Source organism: Nesterenkonia alba DSM 19423, from assembly GCF_000421745.1.
Lineage (GTDB): Bacteria > Actinomycetota > Actinomycetes > Actinomycetales > Micrococcaceae > Nesterenkonia > Nesterenkonia alba.
In genome coordinates this window covers 1-23,354 of record NZ_ATXP01000002.1, presented here as the reverse complement: position 1 = coordinate 23,354, position 23,354 = coordinate 1, and the positions used below count along the sequence as shown (strand labels likewise).

The 23,354-nt window shown below is 59.9% G+C and carries 23 protein-coding genes; 13 read left to right on the top strand and 10 right to left on the bottom strand.

Going from position 1 to position 23,354, the window contains the following annotated elements; all coding sequences use genetic code 11:
• The first annotated feature begins 192 nt into the window (after window positions 1-192).
• The 8 genes from rbfA (at window position 193) to H578_RS0101800 (ending at window position 7,692) form a co-directional block, all read left to right on the top strand.
• A complete protein-coding gene (gene rbfA / locus H578_RS0101840; protein WP_022872007.1) occupies window positions 193-663 on the top strand; it encodes a 30S ribosome-binding factor RbfA in 471 nt (156 codons plus the stop codon).
• Entirely contained in the window at window positions 663-1,736 is a 1,074-nt protein-coding gene (truB, locus tag H578_RS0101835; RefSeq protein WP_022872006.1) for a tRNA pseudouridine(55) synthase TruB, read from the top strand. The genes rbfA and truB overlap by 1 nt, the downstream gene beginning before the upstream one ends.
• 129 nt (window positions 1,737-1,865) lie before the next feature.
• Complete coding sequence (locus H578_RS0101825) at window positions 1,866-2,237, top strand: hypothetical protein (RefSeq protein WP_022872005.1); 372 nt, start codon at window positions 1,866-1,868, stop codon at window positions 2,235-2,237.
• The gene (locus H578_RS0101820) at window positions 2,234-2,713 is read left to right on the top strand and encodes a hypothetical protein (RefSeq protein ID WP_022872004.1); all 480 of its coding nucleotides are present in this window, start codon (window positions 2,234-2,236) and stop codon (window positions 2,711-2,713) included. Before H578_RS0101825 ends, H578_RS0101820 begins: the two co-directional genes overlap by 4 nt.
• Window positions 2,714-2,755: 42 nt before the next feature.
• Window positions 2,756-3,754, top strand: a complete 999-nt coding sequence (locus H578_RS0101815) for a bifunctional riboflavin kinase/FAD synthetase (RefSeq protein ID WP_022872003.1) — start codon at window positions 2,756-2,758, stop codon at window positions 3,752-3,754.
• The gene (locus tag H578_RS12530) at window positions 3,751-4,581 is read left to right on the top strand and encodes a class I SAM-dependent methyltransferase (protein ID WP_051130742.1); all 831 of its coding nucleotides are present in this window, start codon (window positions 3,751-3,753) and stop codon (window positions 4,579-4,581) included. Before H578_RS0101815 ends, H578_RS12530 begins: the two co-directional genes overlap by 4 nt.
• Window positions 4,582-4,840: 259 nt before the next feature.
• Window positions 4,841-5,110 carry a 30S ribosomal protein S15 gene (rpsO, locus tag H578_RS0101805; RefSeq protein WP_022872002.1) on the top strand — a complete coding sequence of 90 codons (270 nt, stop codon included), beginning with the start codon at window positions 4,841-4,843 and terminating at the stop codon, window positions 5,108-5,110.
• A gap of 320 nt (window positions 5,111-5,430) precedes the next feature.
• Entirely contained in the window at window positions 5,431-7,692 is a 2,262-nt protein-coding gene (locus tag H578_RS0101800; RefSeq protein WP_022872001.1) for a polyribonucleotide nucleotidyltransferase, read from the top strand.
• 74 nt (window positions 7,693-7,766) lie between these two features.
• Here the strand turns inward: H578_RS0101800 and H578_RS0101795 are convergent, their stop codons facing one another.
• The 5 genes from H578_RS0101795 to H578_RS0101775 all read right to left on the bottom strand — a co-directional run bounded on the left by H578_RS0101795 (window position 7,767) and on the right by H578_RS0101775 (window position 10,950).
• Window positions 7,767-8,018: a hypothetical protein gene (locus H578_RS0101795; protein WP_022872000.1), complete on the bottom strand. Its 252-nt coding sequence runs from the start codon at window positions 8,016-8,018 to the stop codon at window positions 7,767-7,769.
• A 90-nt stretch (window positions 8,019-8,108) separates the two neighbouring features.
• Window positions 8,109-9,038 (bottom strand): phosphatase PAP2 family protein, encoded by a 930-nt coding sequence (locus tag H578_RS15360; RefSeq protein WP_156837171.1) that lies wholly within the window; start codon window positions 9,036-9,038, stop codon window positions 8,109-8,111.
• A gap of 78 nt (window positions 9,039-9,116) precedes the next feature.
• The gene (locus H578_RS0101785) at window positions 9,117-9,359 is read right to left on the bottom strand and encodes a hypothetical protein (protein ID WP_156837170.1); all 243 of its coding nucleotides are present in this window, start codon (window positions 9,357-9,359) and stop codon (window positions 9,117-9,119) included.
• A 29-nt stretch (window positions 9,360-9,388) separates the two neighbouring features.
• Window positions 9,389-9,739 carry a hypothetical protein gene (locus H578_RS0101780; protein WP_022871997.1) on the bottom strand — a complete coding sequence of 117 codons (351 nt, stop codon included), beginning with the start codon at window positions 9,737-9,739 and terminating at the stop codon, window positions 9,389-9,391.
• Between the two features lie 125 nt (window positions 9,740-9,864).
• The gene (locus H578_RS0101775) at window positions 9,865-10,950 is read right to left on the bottom strand and encodes a hypothetical protein (protein WP_022871996.1); all 1,086 of its coding nucleotides are present in this window, start codon (window positions 10,948-10,950) and stop codon (window positions 9,865-9,867) included.
• A gap of 681 nt (window positions 10,951-11,631) precedes the next feature.
• Here H578_RS0101775 and H578_RS0101765 point away from each other — a divergent pair.
• Together H578_RS0101765 and H578_RS0101760 are read left to right on the top strand one after the other, a co-directional pair.
• Window positions 11,632-12,984 carry a UDP-glucose dehydrogenase family protein gene (locus H578_RS0101765; RefSeq protein ID WP_022871994.1) on the top strand — a complete coding sequence of 451 codons (1,353 nt, stop codon included), beginning with the start codon at window positions 11,632-11,634 and terminating at the stop codon, window positions 12,982-12,984.
• 51 nt (window positions 12,985-13,035) lie between these two features.
• Entirely contained in the window at window positions 13,036-14,583 is a 1,548-nt protein-coding gene (locus H578_RS0101760) for an N-acetylneuraminate synthase family protein (RefSeq protein WP_022871993.1), read from the top strand.
• 21 nt (window positions 14,584-14,604) lie between these two features.
• On the opposite strand, the gene H578_RS15355 is transcribed toward H578_RS0101760, so the two are convergent.
• Complete coding sequence (locus H578_RS15355; RefSeq protein WP_022871992.1) at window positions 14,605-16,710, bottom strand: glycosyltransferase family 2 protein; 2,106 nt, start codon at window positions 16,708-16,710, stop codon at window positions 14,605-14,607.
• Window positions 16,711-16,951: 241 nt separating this feature from the next.
• On the opposite strand from H578_RS15355, the gene H578_RS0101750 reads away from it, so the two are divergent.
• Window positions 16,952-17,461, top strand: a complete 510-nt coding sequence (locus tag H578_RS0101750) for a hypothetical protein (RefSeq protein ID WP_022871991.1) — start codon at window positions 16,952-16,954, stop codon at window positions 17,459-17,461.
• A gap of 83 nt (window positions 17,462-17,544) precedes the next feature.
• On the opposite strand, the gene H578_RS0101745 is transcribed toward H578_RS0101750, so the two are convergent.
• Window positions 17,545-18,570: a hypothetical protein gene (locus H578_RS0101745; protein WP_022871990.1), complete on the bottom strand. Its 1,026-nt coding sequence runs from the start codon at window positions 18,568-18,570 to the stop codon at window positions 17,545-17,547.
• A gap of 23 nt (window positions 18,571-18,593) precedes the next feature.
• Between H578_RS0101745 and H578_RS0101740 the strand changes: the two genes are divergently transcribed.
• A complete protein-coding gene (locus H578_RS0101740) occupies window positions 18,594-19,631 on the top strand; it encodes a hypothetical protein (protein WP_022871989.1) in 1,038 nt (345 codons plus the stop codon).
• 15 nt (window positions 19,632-19,646) lie between these two features.
• Here H578_RS0101740 and H578_RS0101735 read toward each other — a convergent pair whose 3' ends face one another.
• Genes H578_RS0101735 through H578_RS12515 form a run of 3 tightly spaced genes read right to left on the bottom strand, consistent with a single transcriptional unit; the run spans window position 19,647 to window position 23,030 of the window.
• Window positions 19,647-20,801 (bottom strand): polysaccharide pyruvyl transferase family protein, encoded by a 1,155-nt coding sequence (locus H578_RS0101735; protein ID WP_084709807.1) that lies wholly within the window; start codon window positions 20,799-20,801, stop codon window positions 19,647-19,649.
• Window positions 20,802-20,803: 2 nt separating this feature from the next.
• On the bottom strand, window positions 20,804-22,117 hold the full coding sequence (locus H578_RS0101730) for a glycosyltransferase (RefSeq protein ID WP_022871987.1): 1,314 nt from the start codon (window positions 22,115-22,117) through the stop codon (window positions 20,804-20,806).
• Between the two features lie 25 nt (window positions 22,118-22,142).
• Complete coding sequence (locus H578_RS12515) at window positions 22,143-23,030, bottom strand: glycosyltransferase family 4 protein (protein WP_084709804.1); 888 nt, start codon at window positions 23,028-23,030, stop codon at window positions 22,143-22,145.
• A 108-nt stretch (window positions 23,031-23,138) separates the two neighbouring features.
• On the opposite strand from H578_RS12515, the gene H578_RS0101720 reads away from it, so the two are divergent.
• Window positions 23,139-23,354 (top strand): transposase (locus H578_RS0101720; protein WP_022872220.1); only part of this gene is annotated, 216 nt, incomplete at its 3' end.

Sequence of the window (23,354 nt, the reverse complement as noted above, 5' to 3'; positions counted from 1 at the left end):
GGCGGGCGCAGTCCCGCTCCGCTCGCCACGAGGTGGCTCGTACAGCCGCGGGACGGCTGCACGGGTCCCAGACCTCGTGGTTCCCGGCCAGCTCACGCTGGCCTTCACACCTGAAGAACGTCCGGGGACCGTTTTAAACGGTTCCCGGACGTGTTTTAGGCTCAATACAGACGTTCTGAGAGGAGCACCACCATGGCTGATCCGGCACGCGCGGCACGTTTAGCCCAGCGCATCAAAGTCATCATTGCCGAGGCCCTACGATCCCGGGTCAAGGACGACCGGGCAGAGATGATCACCATCACCGACGCTCGGGTCACCAACGACCTGCAGCACGCCACGGTCTACTACACGGTCCTGGCCCCCGACGAGGAGACCAAAGCCGGCGTGGAGGAAATGCTCGGCGCCAACCAGGGTCTGCTCCGGCGGGAGATGGGCCGGCAACTGAGCATTCGCCTGACCCCCACCTTGCAGTTCGTCCCCGATGAGATCCCGGAGACCGCCGCCCAGGTGGAGGAACTGCTCGCCAAAGCTCGTGAGCAGGACGAACAGGTCCGAGCCCTGCGGGAAGGGGCCCAGCCGGTCAACGAGTCCCCCTACCGCACTGACGCTGACGCCGGTGAGGCCAACGCCCCCGGGGACCGCCCCTCACCCGAAGACCGGTAGTGGGGAAAAAGCAGCGGCCTGAGGAACTTCAGGTCGGTTCCGGGCTCGTCCTGGTGGACAAACCGGCCGGGTGGACTAGCCATGACGTCGTCGGGCGTATCCGTAAGCTCGCCGGGACCCGCAAAGTCGGCCACGCCGGCACACTGGACCCGATGGCCACCGGTGTGCTCGTGGTGGGGCTGAACAAGGCCACCCGGTTGTTGACCCACATTGTGGGGGTGGATAAGACCTACACGGCCACGATCCGCCTGGGGGAGTCCACCACCACCGACGACGCCGAAGGTGAGGTGCTCAGCCGGCAGCCGGCTCATCAGCTGGCCACTGAACTGGCGCCAGGTCCGGCAGGTGAGGTGCTGCCCGCTGAGGACGGCGCCATCACCGCGGCGATCACCCGGCTGACCGGGGAGATCATGCAGGTGCCCAGTACGGTCAGTGCCATCAAAGTCGCCGGCCGTCGAGCCTATGAGCGCGCCCGCCAGGGTGAGGAGGTCGAACTTCAGGCCCGCGGTGTGGTGGTGCACCGTTTTGCGGTTCACCGGGCCCGGCCCGTCGACGGCGGGGCGCTGATCGACCTCGACGTTGAGGTGCGGGTCTCCTCCGGCACCTATGTTCGGGCCCTGGCCCGTGACCTCGGTGAGCTGCTCGGTACTGGTGGGCATCTGACTGCACTGCGGCGCACCGCCGTGGGCCCTTACCGGGAAGACCAATGCCTGAGCCTGGCGGCCCTGGCTGAGGACTTCGGTTACATCGGCCTGGCTGAAGCGGCCGGGCAGCTCTTCCCGGCCCGGCAGCTCACCGCCGAGGAGGCCGGGCACCTGCGCCACGGGCGGCGCATCACGGCCTCTGCCGGCGTCGAGCTCCTCCACCCGCAGGGGGAACGCGCAGCCGAGCTTTCTCCGCAGCGGGAAGGGCTCACGGCCGCCTTCGGGCCGGATGGTGAACTCGTCGCCCTGCTGCGAGACATTCCGGCGATCCCCGGGGCCTCCTCCTCACCTGATGCTGCTCAAGCCGCCGTCGCCGGTCCGGAGATGCTGCAGGCCAAACCGGAGCTCGTCTTCGCCCCAGCCGATTAGCGGTCGCCTCCACCCCGTGGCCGTTCTACGAGGAGTAGAATTCCCACGGCCCGAGCACCAGCCCGGGCGACCCACACCCCACGGCACCAGCCGTGGACAGCACTCAGCAGGGAGGCGCACGTGACAGCGATGTTTATCGCCGGGACAGTGATCTGTGCGTTGTCCACGCTCATCTGCTGGGTCATGACGGCAGTGCGCAGTTTCCCGGCGGACTCGTCCATTATCAGTCTGGCCGCCATTGAGCTCTACCTCATCGTCTACGGGGTCTACGCGGGCATCCGCCAAGCCATGGGAGCAGCGATCATCGGTGAGGCTTGGGAGTTCTGGGGCTACATCATCACCGCTTTGCTGCTGCCGGTCGGTGTGGCGATCTGGGCGATGGTGGATAAAACCCGGTGGTCCAATCTGGTGATGAGTTTCGTGGGGCTGGTGGTCTTCGTGATGGTCTACCGGATGGAGGAAATCTGGTGGGGAAACGCACTGCAGGCAGGAACACTGTGAACAGCAACCCAGAGAAAAAGGTCAGTGGGAAGAAGCCCCGTACTGGCGTCGTCGAACCCGGTTTTGAGGGGGCCACGCCACGCAACCGTGGTATCGGCATGCTCATCATCACCGCTTATGGGGTCTTCGCGGTCTCCGCCTTCGCCCGAGCGTTCTACCAGATCGTGCCGTTCCCGCAAGAGGATAAGGTCCAGTTTGCCGACGCGCCCTTGGCGCTGAGCCTTTCAGCTTTCGCCGCGGTGGTCTACATCATCGCCACGCTCGCTCTGGCGCGTACCTCGCCTACGGCCTGGCGGGTCGCGTTCGTCGCGGTGCTGGTGGAGATGGCCGGGGTCATAGGGGTTGGTTTCTGGACCCTGGTGCAGCCGGAGCTGTTCGAGGTGGCCACTGTGTGGGGTGGGTTCGGCCGGGACTATGGTTACATCCCGCTGCTGTTGCCCTTCATTGGGCTCTTCTGGTTGCTCAAGCACCGTTGAGCGGCGCGCTACCGGGTGGTTCGGAGAACGTAGGATAGGCCCGTGAAGATCTACCGCGGTCTCGAGGAACTTCCCGCACGGCCTGACCCTTCGGCGTTGACCATCGGGAACTTCGACGGCGTGCACTTAGGCCACCAGCATGTGCTCGCCCAGCTGCGCCGTCAGGCTCAGGAGTACGACGCCGTCTCCGTGGCCATGACATTCGACCCGCACCCGGCGTTCATCCACCGGCCTGATGCCGTACCCGGTCTGCTCACCGGACTTGAGGAGAAGCTCAGCCGGTTGGAAGCCACCGGGATCGACGCCGTCGTCGTGGTCACTTACACGCCCCAGTTCGCCGCGATGACGCCTGAAGAGTTTGTCTCTACGTATTTTGTGGACGCGTTGAACCCGGCTGTGGTCGTGGTCGGACGTGATCTGCGCTTTGGCCGGGATAACTCCGGGGATTTCTCCACCATGGTGCAGCTGGGGGAGCGATTCGGGTTCGACGTCACCGGTGTGGAGGACTACGAGGTCGGCGGCGCCGCGAGGGCGCGTTGTTCGTCCACCGCGATCCGTATGGCCCTGGAGCACGGGGACGTGGAGGCGGCCATTGAGATGCTCGGCCGCCCGCACAGTGTCACCGGGGAGGTGGTGCACGGGGAGGCTCGCGGGCGTGCCCTTGGTTTCCCTACTGCGAACCTGGCCCAGGATAGCGAGGGCATGGTTCCCGCCGATGGTGTCTACGCCGGTTGGGTCAGTGACCTGGAGACTGAGCGCCAGCCGGTCAGTGAACAGGCTGCTCGGTGGCCGGCTGCGATCTCCGTGGGGTCCAACCCGACCTTCCACGGGGTGGAACGTGTGGTGGAGGCTCATGTCATTGACCGCCAGGACCCCAGCCCCGAGCACTTTGACCTGTATGGCCGCCGTCTGCGGGTGGAGTTCCTCACCCGGCTGCGCGGTATGGTCGCTTATGAAGGCCCAGAGAAACTGGTGGAGCAGATGCACCAGGATGTGGAGCAGACCCGCCAGGTATTGGCAGACAGTGCGGTGAGACGATGAGTGAGACACCGAATCGGCCCAAGCAGCGCACTGACGCTGAGTCGATCATCACGGATGCGCAGCGCCGGCGTCGTCTGGGTGCTTCGTTCGCAGTGGACCAGTCGGTGATCGAGGCCCGCGAGTACGACGCCGTGCGCCCCCGCTACCCTGAGGCCACGGTGGAGCAGATTCTCGGGCTCACGCAGACCCGGCCACCCACGGTGGTGGAGCTCGGGGCTGGGTCGGGCATCCTCACCCGGGAGTTGCTGGCCCGCGGGGCGGAAGTGCACGCTGTGGAGCCGTCTGAGCCGATGAGTACGGTGCTTGCTGAGACCGCTGCCGGGCTTAAGGGAACGCTGCACCTGCACCGGACGTCTGCCGAGCAGACCGGTTTGCCGGATGGTGTCGCAGACGTGGTGGTCGCCGGGCAGGCGTGGCACTGGTTTGACCCGGAGACGGTGCAGCCGGAGGTTGCCCGGATTGCCGCTGAGGGAGCCTCCCTGGCTATTGCGGGCAACTTCCTGAACACCGAGCACGAGTGGGTGCACCGCTTGGCGCGGATCCTGCGGGCTGGGGATGTGTACCGTCCGGGGTGGCAGCCGCCGTTGGATCAGCGGTACTTCGGGCCGGTGGAGACGAACGAACAGCGGTGGAGTCGGCCGGTCACCCCGGAGGAGATCATCCGGTTGGCGGCCACGTTGAGTAGTTGGTTAGCAGCCGACGACGCCGAACGCGCCACGCGCAGGGACAATCTCACCTGGTATCTCTACGAGCACTTAGGCCATGCCCCCGGCGAGCAGATCGAGCTGCCGTATATCACCGTGCTCCACACTGCGCCGCTGCGCTGAGCCCGGCCTCTCTCATCACCACCGTTGAGTAGCCCGCCCGGTCACTGCGAATGCTGCGCTGAGCCTGGCTCTTGCCGTAACCACCGCGGGATTGTCGAACCTCCGCACCATATATCCCGCGGTGGTTGTACATTCCCGCGGTGGTTGGGTCGATTCGCCAGGGGTGCCCCCGACGCCGTATAGTGGCGAAGTTGCCATGCTGCAGTCCGCGGTGGCTGGCACGTTGTTATGAACGCGGTACCACTCAAGGAGTAGATCTATGGCTCTGGATCCCGCTGTGAAGCAGGAGATCATCAAGGAGTACGCCACCCACGAAGGTGACACCGGTTCCCCGGAGGTCCAGGTGGCTGTGCTGACTCGTCGTATCAGCGACCTCACCGAGCACCTCAAAGAGCACAAGCAGGACCACCACACCCGTCGTGGCCTGATGATTCTGGTGGGTCGGCGTCGTCGTCTGCTGAAGTACCTGGAGCGCACTGACATTGAGCGTTACCGTGCGCTCATCAAGCGTCTGGGCCTGCGCCGCTAAAGCGAGTTCGCAGACCCACTGAAACGGGCGGCATCGTGCAGAGCGCACGACGTCGCCCGTTTTGTGTGTCAGACTAGGGGCATACGTCGGCACCGTGCCGACGTCCGGCTCGTGCTGTGAGGACTGTCTGACGCGTATGGTCCGGTCCTCGGTAGTGGCCTCCGGGATCGCGTGAGTAACGCCGCGCCCGTGGGCTTCGATCGAAGACCGTCATACCGCACTCTCCTCACTGCAGGTAGCCGCAGCGTGCCGCGCGCCTGGAATCTTTCCGTAGGCGCAGCACGTGGTGAGCAATGCAACGCAATGAGGAGAGGAACCCTATGCAGGGACCTGAAGTCCACTACGCCGAAGCCGTGATCGACAACGGCAAGTACGGCACATCCACTATCAGCTTTGAGACTGGCCGGCTGGCTAAGCAGGCCGCTGGCTCGGTTCTGGTCACCCTCGATGAGGAGACCACGATTCTTTCGGCCACTACCGTGGGCAAGCACCCGCGGGAGGGTTTTGATTTCTTCCCCTTGACGGTGGACGTTGAGGAGCGGATGTATGCCGCGGGCCGTATCCCGGGCAGCTTCTTCCGCCGTGAGGGCCGGCCTACTACGGATGCGATCCTCGCCGCCCGGCTGATTGACCGGCCGCTGCGTCCGGCTTTCACCAAGGGTATTCGGAATGAGGTGCAGGTGGTGGAGACCATCCTGTCCATCAACCCGGATGATCTTTACGACGTCGTGGCGATCAACGCCGCTTCTGCTTCCACCCAGCTCAGCGGGCTTCCGTTCTCCGGGCCGATCGGTGGTGTGCGCATCGCTCTGATTGACGACGGCAACGGCGCCCAGTGGGTGGCTTTCCCCAAGCACTCTCAGCTGCAGACCGCGGTGTTTGACATGGTGGTGGCTGGCCGGGTGGTCGGCGACGACGTCGCTGTGATGATGGTTGAGGCCGAGGCCACTGACGATTCCTGGAACCTCATTAAGAACCAGGGCAAGCAGGCTCCCACTGAGGAGGTTGTCGCTGAGGGTCTTGAGGCCGCTAAGCCGTTCATTAAGGTGCTGTGTGAAGCTCAGGCGGACCTGGCAGCCCGTGCCGGCAAGGAGCCGGTCGAGGTGCCGATCTTTAAGGACTACGAGGACGATGTGCTCGAGGCGGTCCGCGCCCAGGCCGAGGCCAAGCTGGCCAATATCTACCAGATCGCTGACAAGCAGGCTCGCGAGACTGCTGACGCCGAACTGAAGGCGGAGCTGGTGGAGGAGCTGGCCGGTGAGGGTAAGCCGTTTGAGGGCCGTGAGTCAGAGGTCGGCAAGGCCCTGGGGGCGGTGACCAAGGACGTCATCCGTCAGCGGATCCTGCGGGACCAGGTGCGTATTGACGGCCGCGGATTGACCGATATCCGTCAGCTGACCGCGGAGGTGGAGGTTATTCCGCGTGTGCACGGTTCGGCAATCTTCGAGCGCGGCGAGACCCAGATCATGGGGATCACCACGCTGAACATGCTGAAGATGGAGCAGACCATCGACAGTCTCTCCCCGGAGACCACCAAGCGGTACATGCACAACTACAACTTCCCGCCCTACTCCACTGGTGAGACCGGCCGCGTGGGCAGCCCCAAGCGCCGCGAGATTGGCCACGGTGCGTTGGCTGAGCGGGCCCTGGTGCCCGTGCTGCCCTCCCGTGAGGAGTTCCCTTACGCGATCCGCCAGGTGTCTGAGGCGCTGGGTTCTAATGGGTCGACGTCGATGGGTTCGGTCTGTGCCTCCACGTTGAGCCTGCTCAACGCGGGTGTGCCGCTGCGGGCCCCGGTGGCCGGTATCGCCATGGGTCTGGTCTCTGATGAGGTCGACGGCGAGACTCGCTATGCCGCGCTGACTGACATCTTGGGTGCTGAGGATGCTTTCGGTGACATGGACTTCAAGGTGGCTGGCACTGATGAGTTCGTCACCGCGATCCAGCTGGACACCAAGCTGGATGGCATTCCCGCCAGTGTGCTTTCCGCGGCGCTGACCCAGGCCCGTGAGGCTCGGCTGCACATCCTTTCGGTGTTGAACGCTGCGATTGACGCCCCGGATGAGATGGCCCCGACTGCCCCGCGGATTATCAGCGTGACGGTCCCGGTGGACAAGATCGGTGAGGTCATTGGCCCCAAGGGCAAGATGATTAACCAGATCCAGGAGGACACCGGCGCGGATATCTCCATCGAGGATGACGGCACCGTGCTGATTGGCGCCACTGATGGTGAGTCCGCTGAGGCGGCCCGCAGCGCGATCAACGCGATCGCTAACCCGCAGGTCCCGGAGGTGGGGGAGCGGTACCTGGGTACCGTGGTGAAGCTGACCAGCTTCGGTGCCTTTGTTTCCTTGACCCCGGGTAAGGATGGGTTGCTGCACATCTCTGAGCTGCGCAAGCTCAACGATGGCAAGCGAGTCGACGACGTCGAGGACGTTGTGGGCGTGGGCCAGAAGGTTCAGGTGGAGATCACTAAGATCGATGACCGCGGCAAGCTGAGCCTGTCCCCGGTGGTTGATGAGGAGGACTCCTCCGCTGATGAGAAGCAGAGCGTGAACCAGGTGGTTACTGCCGACGAGTGATCGTCACCGCCTGGAGAACCTGAAGAAGCCGGGTCCGCGTGTATCGATCGGGCCCGGCTTCTTTGTGCCTGTTTTTACCCGCGGAAGGGTAGCCCGGTGACCTTGTACCAGAGTTTCTTGTACCAGGGCAGCGCTTCGTATCGGCGGTTGAGCATCCACCCTTCGTCGGCTACGTGTGCTCTGTACCAGTCTTCGCGGGTGCGGTAGTAGTAGACCTTCCCGCCCTTTGACTCGAGTGCAAGAGGGTACCCCCACTTCGTCTTCTCGACGGAGTGCTTCGGGTTATCGGGGAGCTGGGGGAGTTTACTCTCTGTCCTCGAGTTCATGTGCTGTTCCTTCCTCCAGATTCTCAGTTCCATTATCCATGGGAGGGCGTGGAGAACGTTAGTGCCGGTTGCTGTTCCCTGCCGAGTGAATTACTCATGGTGTGATGGTTGTGCGGCGGGTGCGGGGTGTGGACCGGCTGTCCGCGGTGTGGCTGAGGCGAACAGGGTGATGGCTGCACCGGCGAGGAGGAATGCCGGCCCACTGGAGATCAGGATTCCGGCGGCAAATCTCCAGGGCTGCCCGTCGGCGGCTTCGTGGAGTCCGGCCCAACCCCCGGCGACGGAGAAGCACATTCCGGCGGCGAGGATGGCCAAGATACCAAGCACCCAGCAGAGTGCGGAGGGTCCAATGTGGTGGTCGGCGTCTACTTCGGGTTCGGTGGTGCGGTGTGGTGGGGAGATGCGTAGGATCACCCATCCTCCGGCTAGTGCCCAGGCGGCTACTACCAGGAATGCGGCGACCATATCGCTGGGCCGGTGCCAGGCTTCGATGTAGATGTAGGCTCCCCATCCGCCGGCCCATGCCGCGGCTAATACTCCGGCTGCCGGGCGGTGCCGCGGTGGGGCGATAAGGAAGATCGCGACGGCGGCGGAAGCGGCCATGGTGGTGTGCCCACTGGGTAGGGAGTTGCCTGTCCATCCGTGGGGTTCGTCGATGAGCTCGGGCCGCTCGGTCCAGATGAGTTTGATGAGCTGGGTGGTGATGTTGGATCCGGCGATGACCGCGGCGGCGGTGATTCCTGCGCGCCAGGCTCGTAGTTGCCAGGTCAGTGCTGCGGCGATCAGCAGTGGTGGAGCGAGTACGAAGACCGCGATCCAGCGGTTCTCCGGGTTCAGGTCGGGGAGGGGGTGGTCGGTCTGCAGGGCGTTAAGCCGCATGAGGGAATCAACTCGCTGACCTGGTTCGGTACCGAGTACGAATCCGCTGACCATCAGCAGCACCAGAACGCATGCGGCTGCGGCGCCGGCCCAGACACCTGGGTGCGACGCCGGCGGGGAAGGGTGGTGAATACCGGGCACGGGTCTATTCTCCGTCAGTGACTACTTTGGCACCGGATCCGTCCCCGTGTCCTTCCTCACCCCAACCCCCTCTTCTGTTTAGCTCGGTCCAAACATCCGATGCCAGATTTTCCGCCACCAGGGCCAGTTCTGCATTTCTTGCAGTTCGATAAGCCCAGCGTCCGCGTTGACGATAACTTCTCGTCTCATGTCGCTGTCGACGTAGGCGATACGGCCCTGGTCCGAGTGGATGCGCACGGGATAGCCACGGGGCTCACGCGGGGCACGGTTTACCGGGTCAGTCTCCGGAGTGAACTCCCGGAAGTCTGCTATTTGGGTCATCTTGGGCACCTCCATCATTGAGCCTTAGCTCAATTATCGCTCTCATCCTCTTTGACTGTCATGCCTGGAGTATCCTTTGTCTGGAAGACAGCTCGTTCGTAGATCACGCGGAAGAGCTCCATATCAACCTTTTGGGTCATCCGGGCGCGTGCGATGGCTCGGAGTGCTCTTCCACCCATAATTTGGTCTTCAATGTTGTCTGACTTCACTTCAGCGATGGCCCATTTCGTGCGTTCCCACCACGCAACGCGTGCGTCCTGACTCCGGGTCTGTAGCCAGGACAGTAGACCGACCATACCGCCGATGATCCCGAATCCGGCGAGCAGTTCGACCAGCGCGCCCCAATTGATAACGCCTCCTCCTTTCACGACGATTGGCATCGAGAAAGATAGAACGGCAGGGCGAGCGAATCACTGAAGATCCCTATTAATGTGGAAACACGCCTCATACTGGTTCGGCCCACTTTCCGCTGTGGAAAAAGCGACTACCGCCCAGTGGGGGCGTCTTAGCTGAGGAGTCCTAGACGGCTGCGTCGGTAGTCGGTGAACGCGAACAGAGCGACAACCAGGAAGGTTCCCGCCGCGCCGGCGGCGGCCCCGTAGACCATCAGCAGCAGGTCTTTACGCTCTACGGCGTCGCGGTCTTCGACCAGCAGTACCGGTTGGTCGGCAATGTAGTCCAGGGTGCCGTCGGTGGTGCGGGCACGGGTCAACCATGGGGTGTGCCATCCGGCGGCGGTGGTGTCGAACTCGGGGTGGGCGTGCACGGCGGAGAGCCCGGCGCGGGAGAGGACCCGCACGTCGGTGTTTACTCCGGCGCTGTTGGTCAGGGCTTCACCGTCGGGTCGGACTTTGTTGATTTGGGCGGGGAAGAGCGTGGAGCGGGATTCGGCCTCGAAGAGTGTGTCGTTGGAGTGTTCCCAGACGTACTCAGCGGGAATAGTGCACTGTTCCACCCACACGGTGTCTTCGTTCTCCTGGGAGGTGAGCCGGTCTCGTCCGGTGGGTCGTTCGTCCCATAGGTGCAGGGTGCCTTCGTACCGCTGGTAGGTGAAGGACAGTGCGCTGGGTGTGTCCTGCTCCGTCTGGGTGGGGTCGTCATCGGGTGCGACGTCGGCTTCTTCGGCTCCGGGTTCGGGGAAGTTCAGTGCGGAGATCTCACCTCCGGCGAGGTCGGTGCCGATGGCCGATTGTGTCCCGGGGTTGAGGTCTTCGAAGGGTGCGTGGGTGGTGGTTTCACCGTCGGGTCCGCAGTGGATGACGTCGTCGAGCTCGGGGTGGGCGAAGGTGATGGAGTAGTCCACGGGGATGCCGCCGGGCCATTCGTGGTCTTCATCGTCGCTGGCGGGTGCGTCGACCACGTAGAAGTTCAGGTGCATGTCCCCGTTGTCTTGGACCCTTTGGTGCACGGTGAGGTCGTGCCTGCTGTCGATGTCGGGCACGGAGAAGATCACTAGCATCCGCGAGCCGAGGTCGCGGACTCCAGAGCCGGCCCAGATGGCGGGAATCTGTGTGAGAAGGAAGCCGAGGAGCAGTGCAGCTCCGATGAGTGCGGCGATGGCTTTGCGCAGGTGGTAGGTGGAGCTGTGCATCGGTTACGTCCCCTCAGATCAGATGCAGCGAGTACTCAAGAGGATATGCAATTCCTTGCTTGTATGGGTGTATAGGCCCCAAGGTTGAGTGAGTACTGAGACGGAAGACTAGTAGGAGGAGTAATGGAAGAAAGAGACAAAGAACTGCTGCAGCTCCTCCGTGAGGCTAGGGACTGGTTAGCCAAGACCTGCTGAATGCGCGCACGTAGTTATCCGTGGGCGTACTCCTTGCCACCAGCGGGCTGTGAGGTGAGCATTCAGTCGAGGAAAGTGACCTTGAAGTTGTGCCACTTACGTTTCCACCAGGGCCAGTTCATGCGTTCTTGACTTCGCAACCAGCCTCTGTCCGCAATGACGGCTCTATTCCGTGCCGATTCTGTTTTGTAGTAATGGATCTCTCCACCAAACATGTGTAGCCGGGCAGGCCAACCCCGCTCTGTCTTGCCCTGCCGGTTCACTGGATCAGTGTCAGGCGTATACGTCTCACTCGCGTTCTTGGTCTTCCCCATCGGTTGCCTCCTTGGTGTGATTATCCATGCTGCGGTGAGAGTTCGCTCTGTGGAAACACGCCCTTTTGGAATTGGAATCAATGGACTTGTGAAAAACTCTTCGAGACTCCATTCGCGGCGTGGTGAACTGTCATATGGTGTTCAGGCCTCACACAGGCTTTAGGATGTCCCCGTGACTCTCAACATTTCTGTGATCGGTACTGGGTACCTGGGTGCTACCCACGCTGCGTGCATGGCGGAGCTGGGCTTTGACGTCATCGGCGTGGATGTGGACCCGGAGAAGATCGATGCGCTCTCCCGCGGGGAGCTGCCGTTCCATGAACCTGGCCTGCCGGAGCTGATCCGCAAGCACGTCGATTCGGGCCGGCTGCGGTTCACCACAGACATGGCCGAGGTCGGCGCTTGGGGTGATGTGCATTTCATCGCCGTGGGCACACCGCAGCAGCAGGGCGGCACAGGGGCGGATCTGACTTTCGTTGACGCCGCCACGACTTCTTTGGCTCGGGCCATCACCAAGGACGGCGCGCTTATTGTGGGCAAGTCCACGGTTCCGGTGGGCACCGCGGCCCGGCTCTATGACCTGGTTCAGGCGGAGAAGAACCCGGATCTGACAGTTTCCTTGGCGTGGAACCCGGAGTTCCTGCGTGAGGGTTTCGCGGTGGAGGACACGCTGCGCCCTGACCGGCTGGTGGTGGGTACCCGTAAGCCGGAGGATGAGGCCACGCTTCGTGAGGTCTATGCAGAGGCCTTGGAGCGGGAGACGCCGTGGATTTCCACTGATTTTGAGACGGCGGAACTGGTGAAGGTGGCGGCCAATGCGTTCCTGGCTACCAAGATCAGTTTCATCAACGCGTTCAGTGAAGTGACCGAGACGGTCGGGGGAGATATCACCACCTTGGCGGATGCCATCGGTTTTGATACTCGCATCGGCCGGAAGTTCCTCAACGCCGGCGTGGGTTTCGGAGGCGGTTGCCTGCCTAAGGATATTCGTGCCTTGCAGACCCGGGTCTCGGAGCTGGGGCTGGATCACACAATGCGCTTCCTCGATGAGATGGACCAGATCAACCTGCGTCGCCGTGAACGGGTGGTTTCCTTAGCCGAGCAGATCCTGGGGGATCTCAACGGTAAGAAGGTCGCGGTGCTGGGTATTACGTTCAAGCCGTTGTCGGATGATGTGCGTGATTCCCCAGGGTTGGATGTTGCGGCCCGGTTGTTCAATTCGGGTGCTGATGTGGCCGTCTATGACCCGGAGGGCAATGCCAACGCCGCTAAGCGGTTCCCTCGCCTGGGGTATGCGGACTCCTTGACGTCGGCTGCCACGGACGCGGATTTGGTGGTGTTGACCACCGAGTGGAATGAGTTCAAGCAGCTCACTCCTCAGGCGTTGGAGGGTCTGGTGGCTCGCCGCCAGTTCATTGATGCTCGCAATGTTTTGTCGGCGCGGGAATGGGAGCAGGCCGGGTGGACGTTCGCTCAGCTGGGGCGTCATTTCTCGCAACCGCAGAGCAGTGCCGCCTCCGCGTAATCTAGACCCAGCACTACGTCTTTCCTCCCCATGGTTGGAGATAACCAGCAGATGACGACTTCCGCAGTGGATTCCATTTGGAATCTGGTGGCTGACACCGCCTCCCGGTACTCTTCGGACACTATCGTCATTCTCGGGAAGGGGCCTTCGGCGGATGCGGTGCATTCCCGGGTGTTCCGCAATGCGGTGGTGATCGGGATCAATGATGCTGAGCGTATCCATCCGGCGGATATCACGTTGTTCCATGAGGACTGGGTGCCGGATTCTCTGCAGGATGATGGGTTCCGCGCCCAGGCGTATGTGACCAGCCAGGATGTGGAGATCCCGGGTCGTACGGTGATTCGGCTGCCGTTTTACCCGATTGCTAATGACGCTGAGGACGAGATGCTCTTGCGGTTCCAGGATCGTCATGAGATCGCCTTGGAGGAGGTGAAGTTCCTCACCGCGTTGGAGATCGCCCGGATGTTTGCTGACCATCGGGGGCGGACCCAGACGGTGTACATGGTGGGGTTTGATTTCACTCCGGATTCGGGGTCGGCTCGGGCTGCCACCACGGAGTATGCACCCAAGTTGACGACGGGTCGCCGCGCGGGGGTGGAGTTGCAGGAATATGTGCTGCGCAATGCTCTGTATGCCTTGGAGGGGACCAATGTTGAGGTTCACCATGTGGGGGCTCAGTCCTATTCGAGTGTGAGTACCGAGGAGCTCAATAGCCGTTACCGGGTGTCGGTGCAGGAGAAGGACGACGACGCCGCAGCGGAGCTTGATTTGCCCACTGTTGAGGTGACTGCGGAGATCACCACGAATCATTTCGGGGATCGGGATCGTTTGGAGACTTTGGTGCGCGCGGCTCACGACGCCGGCGCGGATTGGGTGAAGGTGCAGAAGCGTGAGGTGGATACCTTCTACACGCCTGAGCAGTTGGCTAAGCCGTACCGGTCGCCTTTCGGCACCACGTTTGGGGATTATCGGCGTCAGTTGGAGCTGAGCCGGGATGATTTCCGGTTTTTGGATGAGTTGTGCCGTGACTTGGGGATCGGCTGGTTTGCTTCGGTGTTGGACCGGCCTTCGTTCGAGTTCATGATGGAACTGGATGTTCCGCTGATTAAGCTGCCCTCGACGATTTCGGAGAAGCGGGATTATCTGGAATTTGTGGCGGAGAACTACACGGGCTCGCTGGTGTTGTCGACGGGGATGACGGATCAGAGTTACGAACGCTGGGTGTTGGATACGTTCCAGCAGGTGGAGAAGCTGTACTTGTTGCACTGCAATTCGGCGTATCCCACACCGGATGAGCACACCAATATTGGAGTGGTGCGTCATTACGCCCAGCTGGCGGAGGAGCACCCGCATATTGTGCCGGGCTATTCGAGCCATGATTTCGGCTGGATGGCCTCAGCTTTGGCTGTGGCGGCGGGGGCCCAGATGGTGGAGAAGCACGTCAAGCTGGGCAATACGGAATGGGCTCATTTCGACGCCGTAGCCGTTGATCTGATGACCGACGAGTTCAAAGAGTACGTCGACGCCGTGCGCCGAGCCCAACTTCACGTAGGCTCCACTGAAAAGCGTGTTACCCCAAGTGAGCATCACAAGTACTGATGTAGCAAAGTCACTTGGGTATCAGAGCCGTGTGATGCTGACTTCTAGAGCCTTTGCCTTGCGTAGGGCGTGATAAGTGGCTTGCGCTTCGGGCGATGAATCGAGTTGCCGGAGGTGCTGATGTTGGTCGTCTGGGAGTGTTGCGAATTCGCTGAGCGCGGCGGAATAGGCATGGGAGACCATGGCATCCAGGGCATTTGAGGTTGCATCAGGCAGCCGCAGGCTGCCGAGTTCGCGGACCATGTCCACATACGTGAGAAATGCGCTCTGTGCTGAATCTAGGGCGGTTAATGGAATGGCAGCATTCGTAGAGACTCGCCGCGCGTAAGTACGGACCGGGAAGTAGGCGGCACGATCTGTCCGGAGGAGTAGAGAGAAGACGAATGCGCCGGTTTCACGCGTAATTGCGGGGTTGAATCGCAGACGGGTCTTCCGGAAGTGCCGAGTACGTATAAGAAGGGTCCCGACGTGCTGCCACAGATGCCGGTGATGAGCGAACGTTGTAGCCAGCACGGCTCCAGACTGCAACTGGGAGGATTCCCGTGAGAAAGCGTCAGAAGAAACTGACGGCAGTCCTCTTTCCTCCAGAGAAACATCGGCGAACGAGTCTGCTTCGAATAGCAGCACATCGAGGTCGTCGCGGTTGGCGCGCTTTACGGCACCGGCCAAAAAGTCGGAAGTCCAATAGTCCGAGGCGTCGAGGAAAATCAGATACCGGCCGTTGGCGGCTTCAGCGCCGGCGTTGCGAGCTTCTGAGAGGGTCCCTCGCTGAGTAAGAAGCGTGAGTCTGGGCTCGTCCAGCGTGTACTCGCGCAAGATCTCAAGAGAGCCATCTGAGCCGCCGTTATAGACCGCAATGATCTCTAGTGAAACTCCGGTTTGACTGAGTACACTCTGTAAAGCTTCATGAAGCCACTGCGCAGCGTTGTGTACTGTTAGTACTACTGAGACATCAGGTGTTTCCGGACCCTCTTCTTCGACACTTTCCTCAGTGTCAGATTTTTTTCCAGAGGTGCCCACACCATTCGATGGTGCTTGCTGTGACTTACCCGAAGATGGGGCACTGGTATTTCGTGTCATGTTGTAGAAGGCCCACTCGAGCCGGGGGGTGCCGAGGAATTCGATCACTCGTGCGCCGAGTTCTTCATTGGGCAGAGTCCGGGCAGTCTCCGCATCGAGTCCATACTCTGGAAACAGCTCGTTCAGGATTTTGTCGTAGGTCTCGTGGAATGACTCCAACGTGGTGCACTTACGTAATCGGTCGAGCGCGCGGGTAGCAACTCGCTGCATCATCGCGACTCGAAACGGCTCGTAGAGTCCTTTGGACTGGAGTTCTCGAGTCGCGGCGCGAGTAGCGTCCATCCAGGCCCAATCATTATCCGACTGTGAACCCTGGAGACTGTCTTTATTCGAGGCACGGTAGCGAACCAGGAATTCGTCCACATAACTCAGTCGGCGGGCTGTGGCCAGTGCCACCATGTTGAAGTATGCGTCATTGGAACGGCGGGTTTCCTGGAAACGGAGACCAATCTCGGTGATGAAATCACGGCGGAAGATCTTGTTCCAGACTGTGGTGTGCGGGGCAGAGAAGATATGTTCAGCGATGTCTTGGGGTGTGAAGGGCGTGGAGTTCGGCAGCAGGTCCACGTGCAGGCGGCCGCGTCGCCCCAGAGGCTCCAGTTTCCGGGACACATCTTTGAAGCTGCGAAACCCCGTCATCACGACGTCCGCTTCGTCTTCCTCAGCCTTGCGGACGAGTTTCTGCAGCATGCTGGGGGCAAAAAGGTCGTCTGCGTCGAGAAATGCGAGGTACTTGCCGGAGGCAACGTCTAGCCCTTTGTTCCTCGCTGTTCCTGCGCTGCCCGTTGCAGGACCAGCGAGCAGACGAAATCGTGGGTCGCGGGAGACATAATCGGTAACCAGTGATGGTGAGCGGTCCGTCGAGCCGTCATCAACGATGATGATCTCAATATCAAGAAGGGTCTGCGCGGCGAGACTTTCGAGAGTTTCAATGACGTGCCTCTCGGCGTTGAACATGGGAATGATGACACTCACCACTGGCCGCTCGGCAGTGCGTGGCTCGTCAGGGACGGTTCCACTGGGGGACATGTCGTTCTGGAGTTCCATGGTTACTCTTGACGTATCTCACTTAGGTTCAGGGCATAAGGAGGATGGCGTCGCCTGTACACAGTCTTCGGGTTAGGTCTCGGCAGTCATCCGCGTTGATCCTAACCGACTGCTTGCACACTTTTGGCCGGTGGTGTCTTTTCGGCGGGGTGCTCTAGTTCGGATAGCCTTTAGGAGATGTGTGCTGCCATAGCAGCGGGCTGCATAAAATCAGTCGATAGATCTACTCAAGGAGTACTGGATGCCCCGGTTGAACGGATTGGACCTCGTCGTGGTGGGCGTGTTTTTTGTCGGCGCTGTCGTGATCGGCGTCCTGGCCCTGGCGGGGATGTCTGATGCCGCAGTTGCGGGGATCGGAGTGATGCTTGCGGTTTATGTCGTGACAGCTAGGCTCAACGCAGCGGCGAACCGTGCGGCCAGGAAAAAGCTCAGAGCAAACCTGCGTGCTATCGAGAAGGAGCTGAGCGTTGTCCGGAAGAAACAGAAGGCCATTCGTGCGAAGTCTGACGTGATGCTTAACCGTGTCAAGCAACTAGACAACAAGTTTGACACTGTCGTCAAGCATCTAAGGGCCTTGAGAGAAATATCAGGTCAGCGGGACCACGGTGCTGAGGCAAAAATTACGCAAGAGGTACGAAGTCTGCGCCCCGAACTGCGGGGAATCCGTGTCTCGCAGCAGTTGCTGTCACAGTCGCTCGACGAAGCGAAGACTCTCCTTGCAGACGAGAGTTCCGCACAGGACGCCGCTTAAAGCGCGCACTGAATTGACTAGCAGGCGGACAAGCTCAGAAGAATTCGCTCCTGCGGCGACTTCATTGGCAAGCATCGAGCGCCTCAGGCTTTAGGGGAAGACTCGGCGCCAACTATGTTCCGGAAGAATTCTGCGTACGCATCTCCAACGGTCATGGGATCACGTTGTTCCAAGCGTGGCGTGCTTCCTGGTGGAGTTTTCCGCAGCGCAGTGATAGCAGTATCGATAGAGGCAGCGGTGAGAGGAGCCGGGCTCAACTGAACCCACCCGGTACCGACCTCATCTGCCAGGTGGCGGGCAGCCGCGGTATCGGGAAGGAGCACTGCACGCTCCAGGGAAAGCGCGAGTAGTACGGTCTGCCAGTCTTCAAAGGAGTCCAAGCACGGCTGGACTACTAGTTCCGCCTCCCCGACTTCCTGCACCAGTGACGCGTCGGAAAGTTTCTCGAGTCGAAAGGATGTTGCGACAGCGTTTCGATCAGCGGCCAGAACGGGAGAGGCCTCTCCGACAATCCGCATATTCAGGTCATCAATGTGAGTCACTCTGGTCACTCCGAGCAGCCGCGCCGTGGCTGTAGAAGATTGCGGCGTGACACACAATAGGACCCGTCCAGGGATACTCTTCCTGCGGGGGTAGCCGAGGAAGCGGTCACGGTAGTGAGCGAGCGGGATTACAACGGTGCGTTCTGGATCCGGTGTGGGTGTGCTCTCATCGAAGACAATCCAGGCGCTCGTCGCGGCGTCAATCTCATCACGTCCCGGTCGGTTGGCGGAATCTTCTGACACATTTTGCGACTGACTGATGGTCTGGACTAGACGAATGCGCCTTTTTCGTAGCTCGGCGAGGAACTCGGTCAGTTTCTCCTGGCGCTCTTCCGGGGTGACCCGTCCCGCGCCGAGGGGGCGGTCAATGAGATAATCGCGTACGTGGAGCACGTTGACGTCAAGGCGCCGCATGCGGCCTTCGACGAAACGGAACGTAAGGTTGTGCGCCTCTGCACGGTTAATTACTTGGTCGAAGTAGTGGAGAAATGCGCCGGGCCGCCGCCCGACTTCGTGAATGGTCACGGGAACACTGACGTCGTGATGCGGCACAGGGGACTCGGACACCACTCCATACTAAACTGACCGCCGTGCGTAATGTTTTCATTGAGCCAAAGGGGCAGGACGACAATCTCGGTGACTCTGTGCTCAGGGCGGCTCTCATCGACGCCATCCGGGGTGAGGAATACCGGTTTCACCTCCAGCTTGAAGGGCAGACGTCGGATTACAAGGCAGGGTTTCGACTGGGGGCTGAGGATGTTGTGTATCCGACCCGTGGAGAGTGGCTCGCTGCCAGCAAAGCAACGGAACGTCCAGTCTGGATTTTCAACCCGGGAGAGTGGATTCTGCAGCAGCCCAACACGTTTCCTGGTCGCCGGCGTACAGCGGAGTTGAACAGCGTTCTGGACCAGGGAGGCGTGGTCATCGCAGCGGGTCTGGGCGTGCGAAGTCCTTTCGACGCGGCACGTGTCGTTATCGACCCTGTGCTTATGCGTGCACAGGTGGTGTCCTGGCGCGATGAAGCTACCCGGCAGGCGGCAGGATTTGGAGATTTCGCCCCAGACTGGGCTTTCGTGTTGGGGACTCCGATCTCAGAGTGGACACCTGTGCACGCACGCCCTCTCCTGGCGGTTACACTCCGCTTTGACCGTCCGTGGCCCGACGAGGATTGGTTTTACGGAATCCGGGAACTTGCTGCCCGAACCTCAACTCGTATCGTGACAGTCGCGCAGGTTAGCCGGGATGCTCCCCACGCAGTGCGCTTGGCCAAGCAATTGGGTGCGGAATACCTCGAGCCGCCGAGCCTCAGCCATGCCACCCTGGAGAAGTATGTCCGTGACGTCTACTCGCGTTCTTTAGCAGTTATTAGCGACCGTGCGCACGCTCTCATCATCGGCGCTACTGAAGGGGCGTATCCGATTGGAACAGCTGCTCAACCGGAGAAGGTCAAACGCATGCTGGACGTTGCGGGGCTAGGCGCTCTTACTGGCGAATATTCTGAGTTTGCCTCACGGGCAGAGGGGTTAGAAGAAGCACGGTTATATTTAGCACCGGCGGTTAAGGCTTCGCGAGAATCGTTAAATGAACTGGCCCGGCGCGTGCACGCGGTAATTTCGGATACCGTCTGACTAGGTGGTGCCCATTTAATTAGTTGGCTTAGGTGCTGGCAGTCCAAGTGTGTGTTCTAGAGTTCGACTGTATTGCCAGCGCCTGGCGTCAAGGAGCCTGTAGCCCAGAGTCGATTCTTTGTTGTTGACTGTTCTAGGCGCATTCTGGACTCTCCACGAGCCAAGGATGGTTGCGATTCGTTGTGAGAGACTCTCGAGTGAGGTTTCGAGGTTAGGGTCTTGTACTTCGATGTAGGCCTCTTCAAGGCCGAACATGGTGAAGAGCTCGCGTTTTTTGAAGTCTCCGACTGTGCCCTCTTGTCGCTGGGCAGTTCTTCCGATGCCAATCACAGGAACTCCCAGTTGCATGGCATTAACAGCCACGTGGTAAGTGTCCGTTACTACGAAGTGTGAACGGCGTAGTTGCTCCTGGAGCTGTCCAAACTTTTGCTCCCATGACCCAGAGGGTAGGGAAAACCAACGACTGAGGAGATTTCCGGTGCAGCCTGTGTCCTTCTCCACTGACTCCACCAGTGCTTCAGTACCTTCCAATTTACTGCGGCCAAATAAGTAAGAAAAGAAATATGAGTCCCCCTTTACGTTTTGAATGGGTGCTGACCTCGGTTGCAAAAAGGCGGCATCAAGCCCCGTCGTCACTTTTCTGATGCCCTGGTAGCTGAGGTGTCGGCTGAGGTTCTTTGTTGAGAAGTCGTCGCGCGGATATATATAATCATAAGATTCTTCAAATCGAGCAAGCGTGTCCCGAATGAAGTGACTGTACTTGTTTTCCGGATCATCAAAATCGTTCTGAAAGTTAGTGCTCACGCTTACTGTCATGCGCCCGCGTTTTTGCTCGCGAGTAGGTACGAAGAGGGTGCGCCACAGGTTGATGATTTCTTCTGTTTTGAGGTCCGTTCCGTACTTCCGCTCTCGCCACGGGAAGCTTCGTGTGCCGTAGCTAGGGCTGGTGAGAAAATCACCCCAATACACGATGTGGGTATATTCATCTAGCTGGCGGAAATCCCGCACTAGTTTGTAGTCATTGAAGTTTCCACGACCATCGTCTTGGGTGACGATGCGGTCGAAAGAAGCTCCTCGGCTCGTGAAAAAATGCTCAGCCGCGCGGTCTACGCTAAACATTCCAGAGTTGCCACCGTGTGAGGCGCAGATCACTGCGTAACGAGGTGTCATGGTCACGCGGTCCTTTCTTCGCCCGATAGAGAAGTATGGGCCTCTTGTTCCAGGGCGTAAAGAGTGAAGCTCTCGATTCTCAGGTCTCTTTCCTTGGCTTTCTCCAAGCGAACACTCGTTATGCGCATTCCAGGAGGTGGTTCTAGAGCTAGGACTACCTCCTTGCGACCATCTTTTTGAGGAGGCATCCAGGTCCAGTAATCGCCCTTGCCTTGGGTGTGGTTCAAGCGAGCCTTCTCTAAGAAAATTTTCTCCTGCTCGGCGGGAAGCCGCTTGCCCTGTGTAGAGTCGTCGACCGATATTCGTAGGCGCAATTCCCGGGAACGAAGCCGTTGACCTGTCAGTCTGAGCTCGAGACTAACGGGTCCAGGAGTACTCCAGGAAACTTCCTTTCCTCCCCTTATTAACTTCTGGTCTGCAATGGACGTCTGAGCGTACTGGAGGGTGCCGGGGGTCGTGTTAACGTGACCCTGGAGCGCTGGAAACTCGTCATAGACGGTCTTTAATTCCACCCGCCCTTCGCTGCGCCGTGTCATCCGGTTCAGTGTTTCGACGAAGAAAGGAGTAACTTCTCCATCCAGCGAGCTGTCCTGACCCCGGTGGCGAATGTGGAAAAACATCGGGCGTCGTGAATCGAGCACTGTCGGTGTTCGTCGGTCGAGCTTGGTGTGTTTTGGTGTGGTGATTCCCTCGATAGCTCCGGTTTCGCTGAGCTTCCCAATGCAGAGCGGTCCGAAGGCGCTCTTTGGGTAATAGTGCGTCTGTGTGTAAATGAGATTGCTTCCATCTCTGACAGCCGCGAATCCAAGTCCAGGGGATACCCACCAACCCACATGTTCAGCGGTGAGGTAGGGAGCCATTCGATTGAAATAATTCACAGAGAGCAGATCATCGTCATCCAGTCGAAAAGCGCCGAATAAGCCACCATTTATTCCGAAAATCTCGAAGGCTCGTCGGATGAGCTTTTCCGGTGGAAGAGTAGTCGCTTCTTCGGTGGTTTCATTAAGGTGTAAAAAGTCATAGCGCTCGGCAGCCTCGAAAAGTAGAGTCTTGTATGTATCCGGCAATGAGGGAGAAAAGGATACGAAGTGTGCCAGATGATGATCTTGAGAGGCCTGGTGCAATTGAGGCAAGCTTAACGAAGTGAAGATCTCCGCACGCGGGGCAAGCCGTTCTTCGCCATAGAGCCAGTCCGCATACTCTTGCTCGCTGAAACGTGCGCCTTTGCCCCGGGAGTCTTGGGTGGCGTTGAAACTTTTCGAGCCGTAGCTATAGACGCTGAATCGGGTATGACCGATAAAGATGGGCTTACTCACGGTGTTCCTTCCATCGATGGTTCGGTTACTTCCGCTTCAGCAAGCCCGCGTTACGTTCTGAGAAGAAGATCAACAGGTCGATCAGTTGCTGAGCATCGTCGAGTGTGGGTTCTGGTGAGTATTTGTCAGGCAGTGTTCCAGTAATGAGCTGTTGCCAGAGCTTGGAGAAATCATGAGCAATTGCTTTCTGCCCAGCGTTAAGTGCAGCTTTCGACATTTCTTCATAGCGCTCCGGTGAGGACATGACGTCGACGATCCTCTTTGCGAGTCCGATTGCGTCATCCTGAGGAACTGCGACAATTCCATCATTATCTTGGACTAGATATAGCCATGGCATTTCATACATGAAAACCGGTAGTCCCCGTGCTTGCGCCTCGGGGAGGGTCAGTAAGTACCCCTCAATAATACTGACGCTAACAAAGGCATCCGCGGCATCAATAGCGTCTGTAAGGTCCTTTCCGTGGCGAGGCCCCATAGCTGCTATTCGGTCAGCCAGGCCACGTCGCTTTGCCTCTCTGTTGAAAACACTGGTTGTCATATCGCCCCAATCCGGCCCAATGACTTTAAAATTAAAGTCGAGACCAAGCTTATTTAATTGCTCAGCGACATCGATTAGCTGGAGAACTCGTTTAGTGTGCTGCTCCAGCCTGCCCCACCAGATGAGTTCCACGGGCCCTTCCGGTGCTGTTTTAGGTTTTGAGGAATGTGAGGACTCCAGCAGCATGGGCGACGGGGGATTGGGGAGGTAGACGGTGTGCGGGACACCTCGCAGCTTCCAGAATGCGACATCTAATGCGGACAGCACTACAAGGCGCGCTAATAGGTGCATGTTCCGCTGCATTAACGAGTGCAGATCTTTAAGATCGTAGACGGGGCGGCCGGCAAAGTTATGGATCCAACCGATGGTCGGCACATTCACGGTCCGTGCAGCCAGCGCATACTCCGGCCAATCACGGGTGTAGATGTCGCGCGTCAGACTTAGTGGCAGGGCCGTTATGTAGGTCCTGAAGGAGAGTCAGTCATGGGTAGACCACCCTCGATTCCGGCGGAGAAGAAGACCCGGATAGTGCTGAGCGTGCTGGCCGGCGAGATGTCCATCGCCGAAGTGGCACGCAAGGAGAAAGTCAGTGAGCAGTCCATCGGACGGTGGAAGGCCGAGTTCCTGGAAGCCGGCAAGACCGCCCTGGTGGCCGGCAGGTCCGGACCATCCTCCCGAGAGGAACAGCTGGAGGCCGAG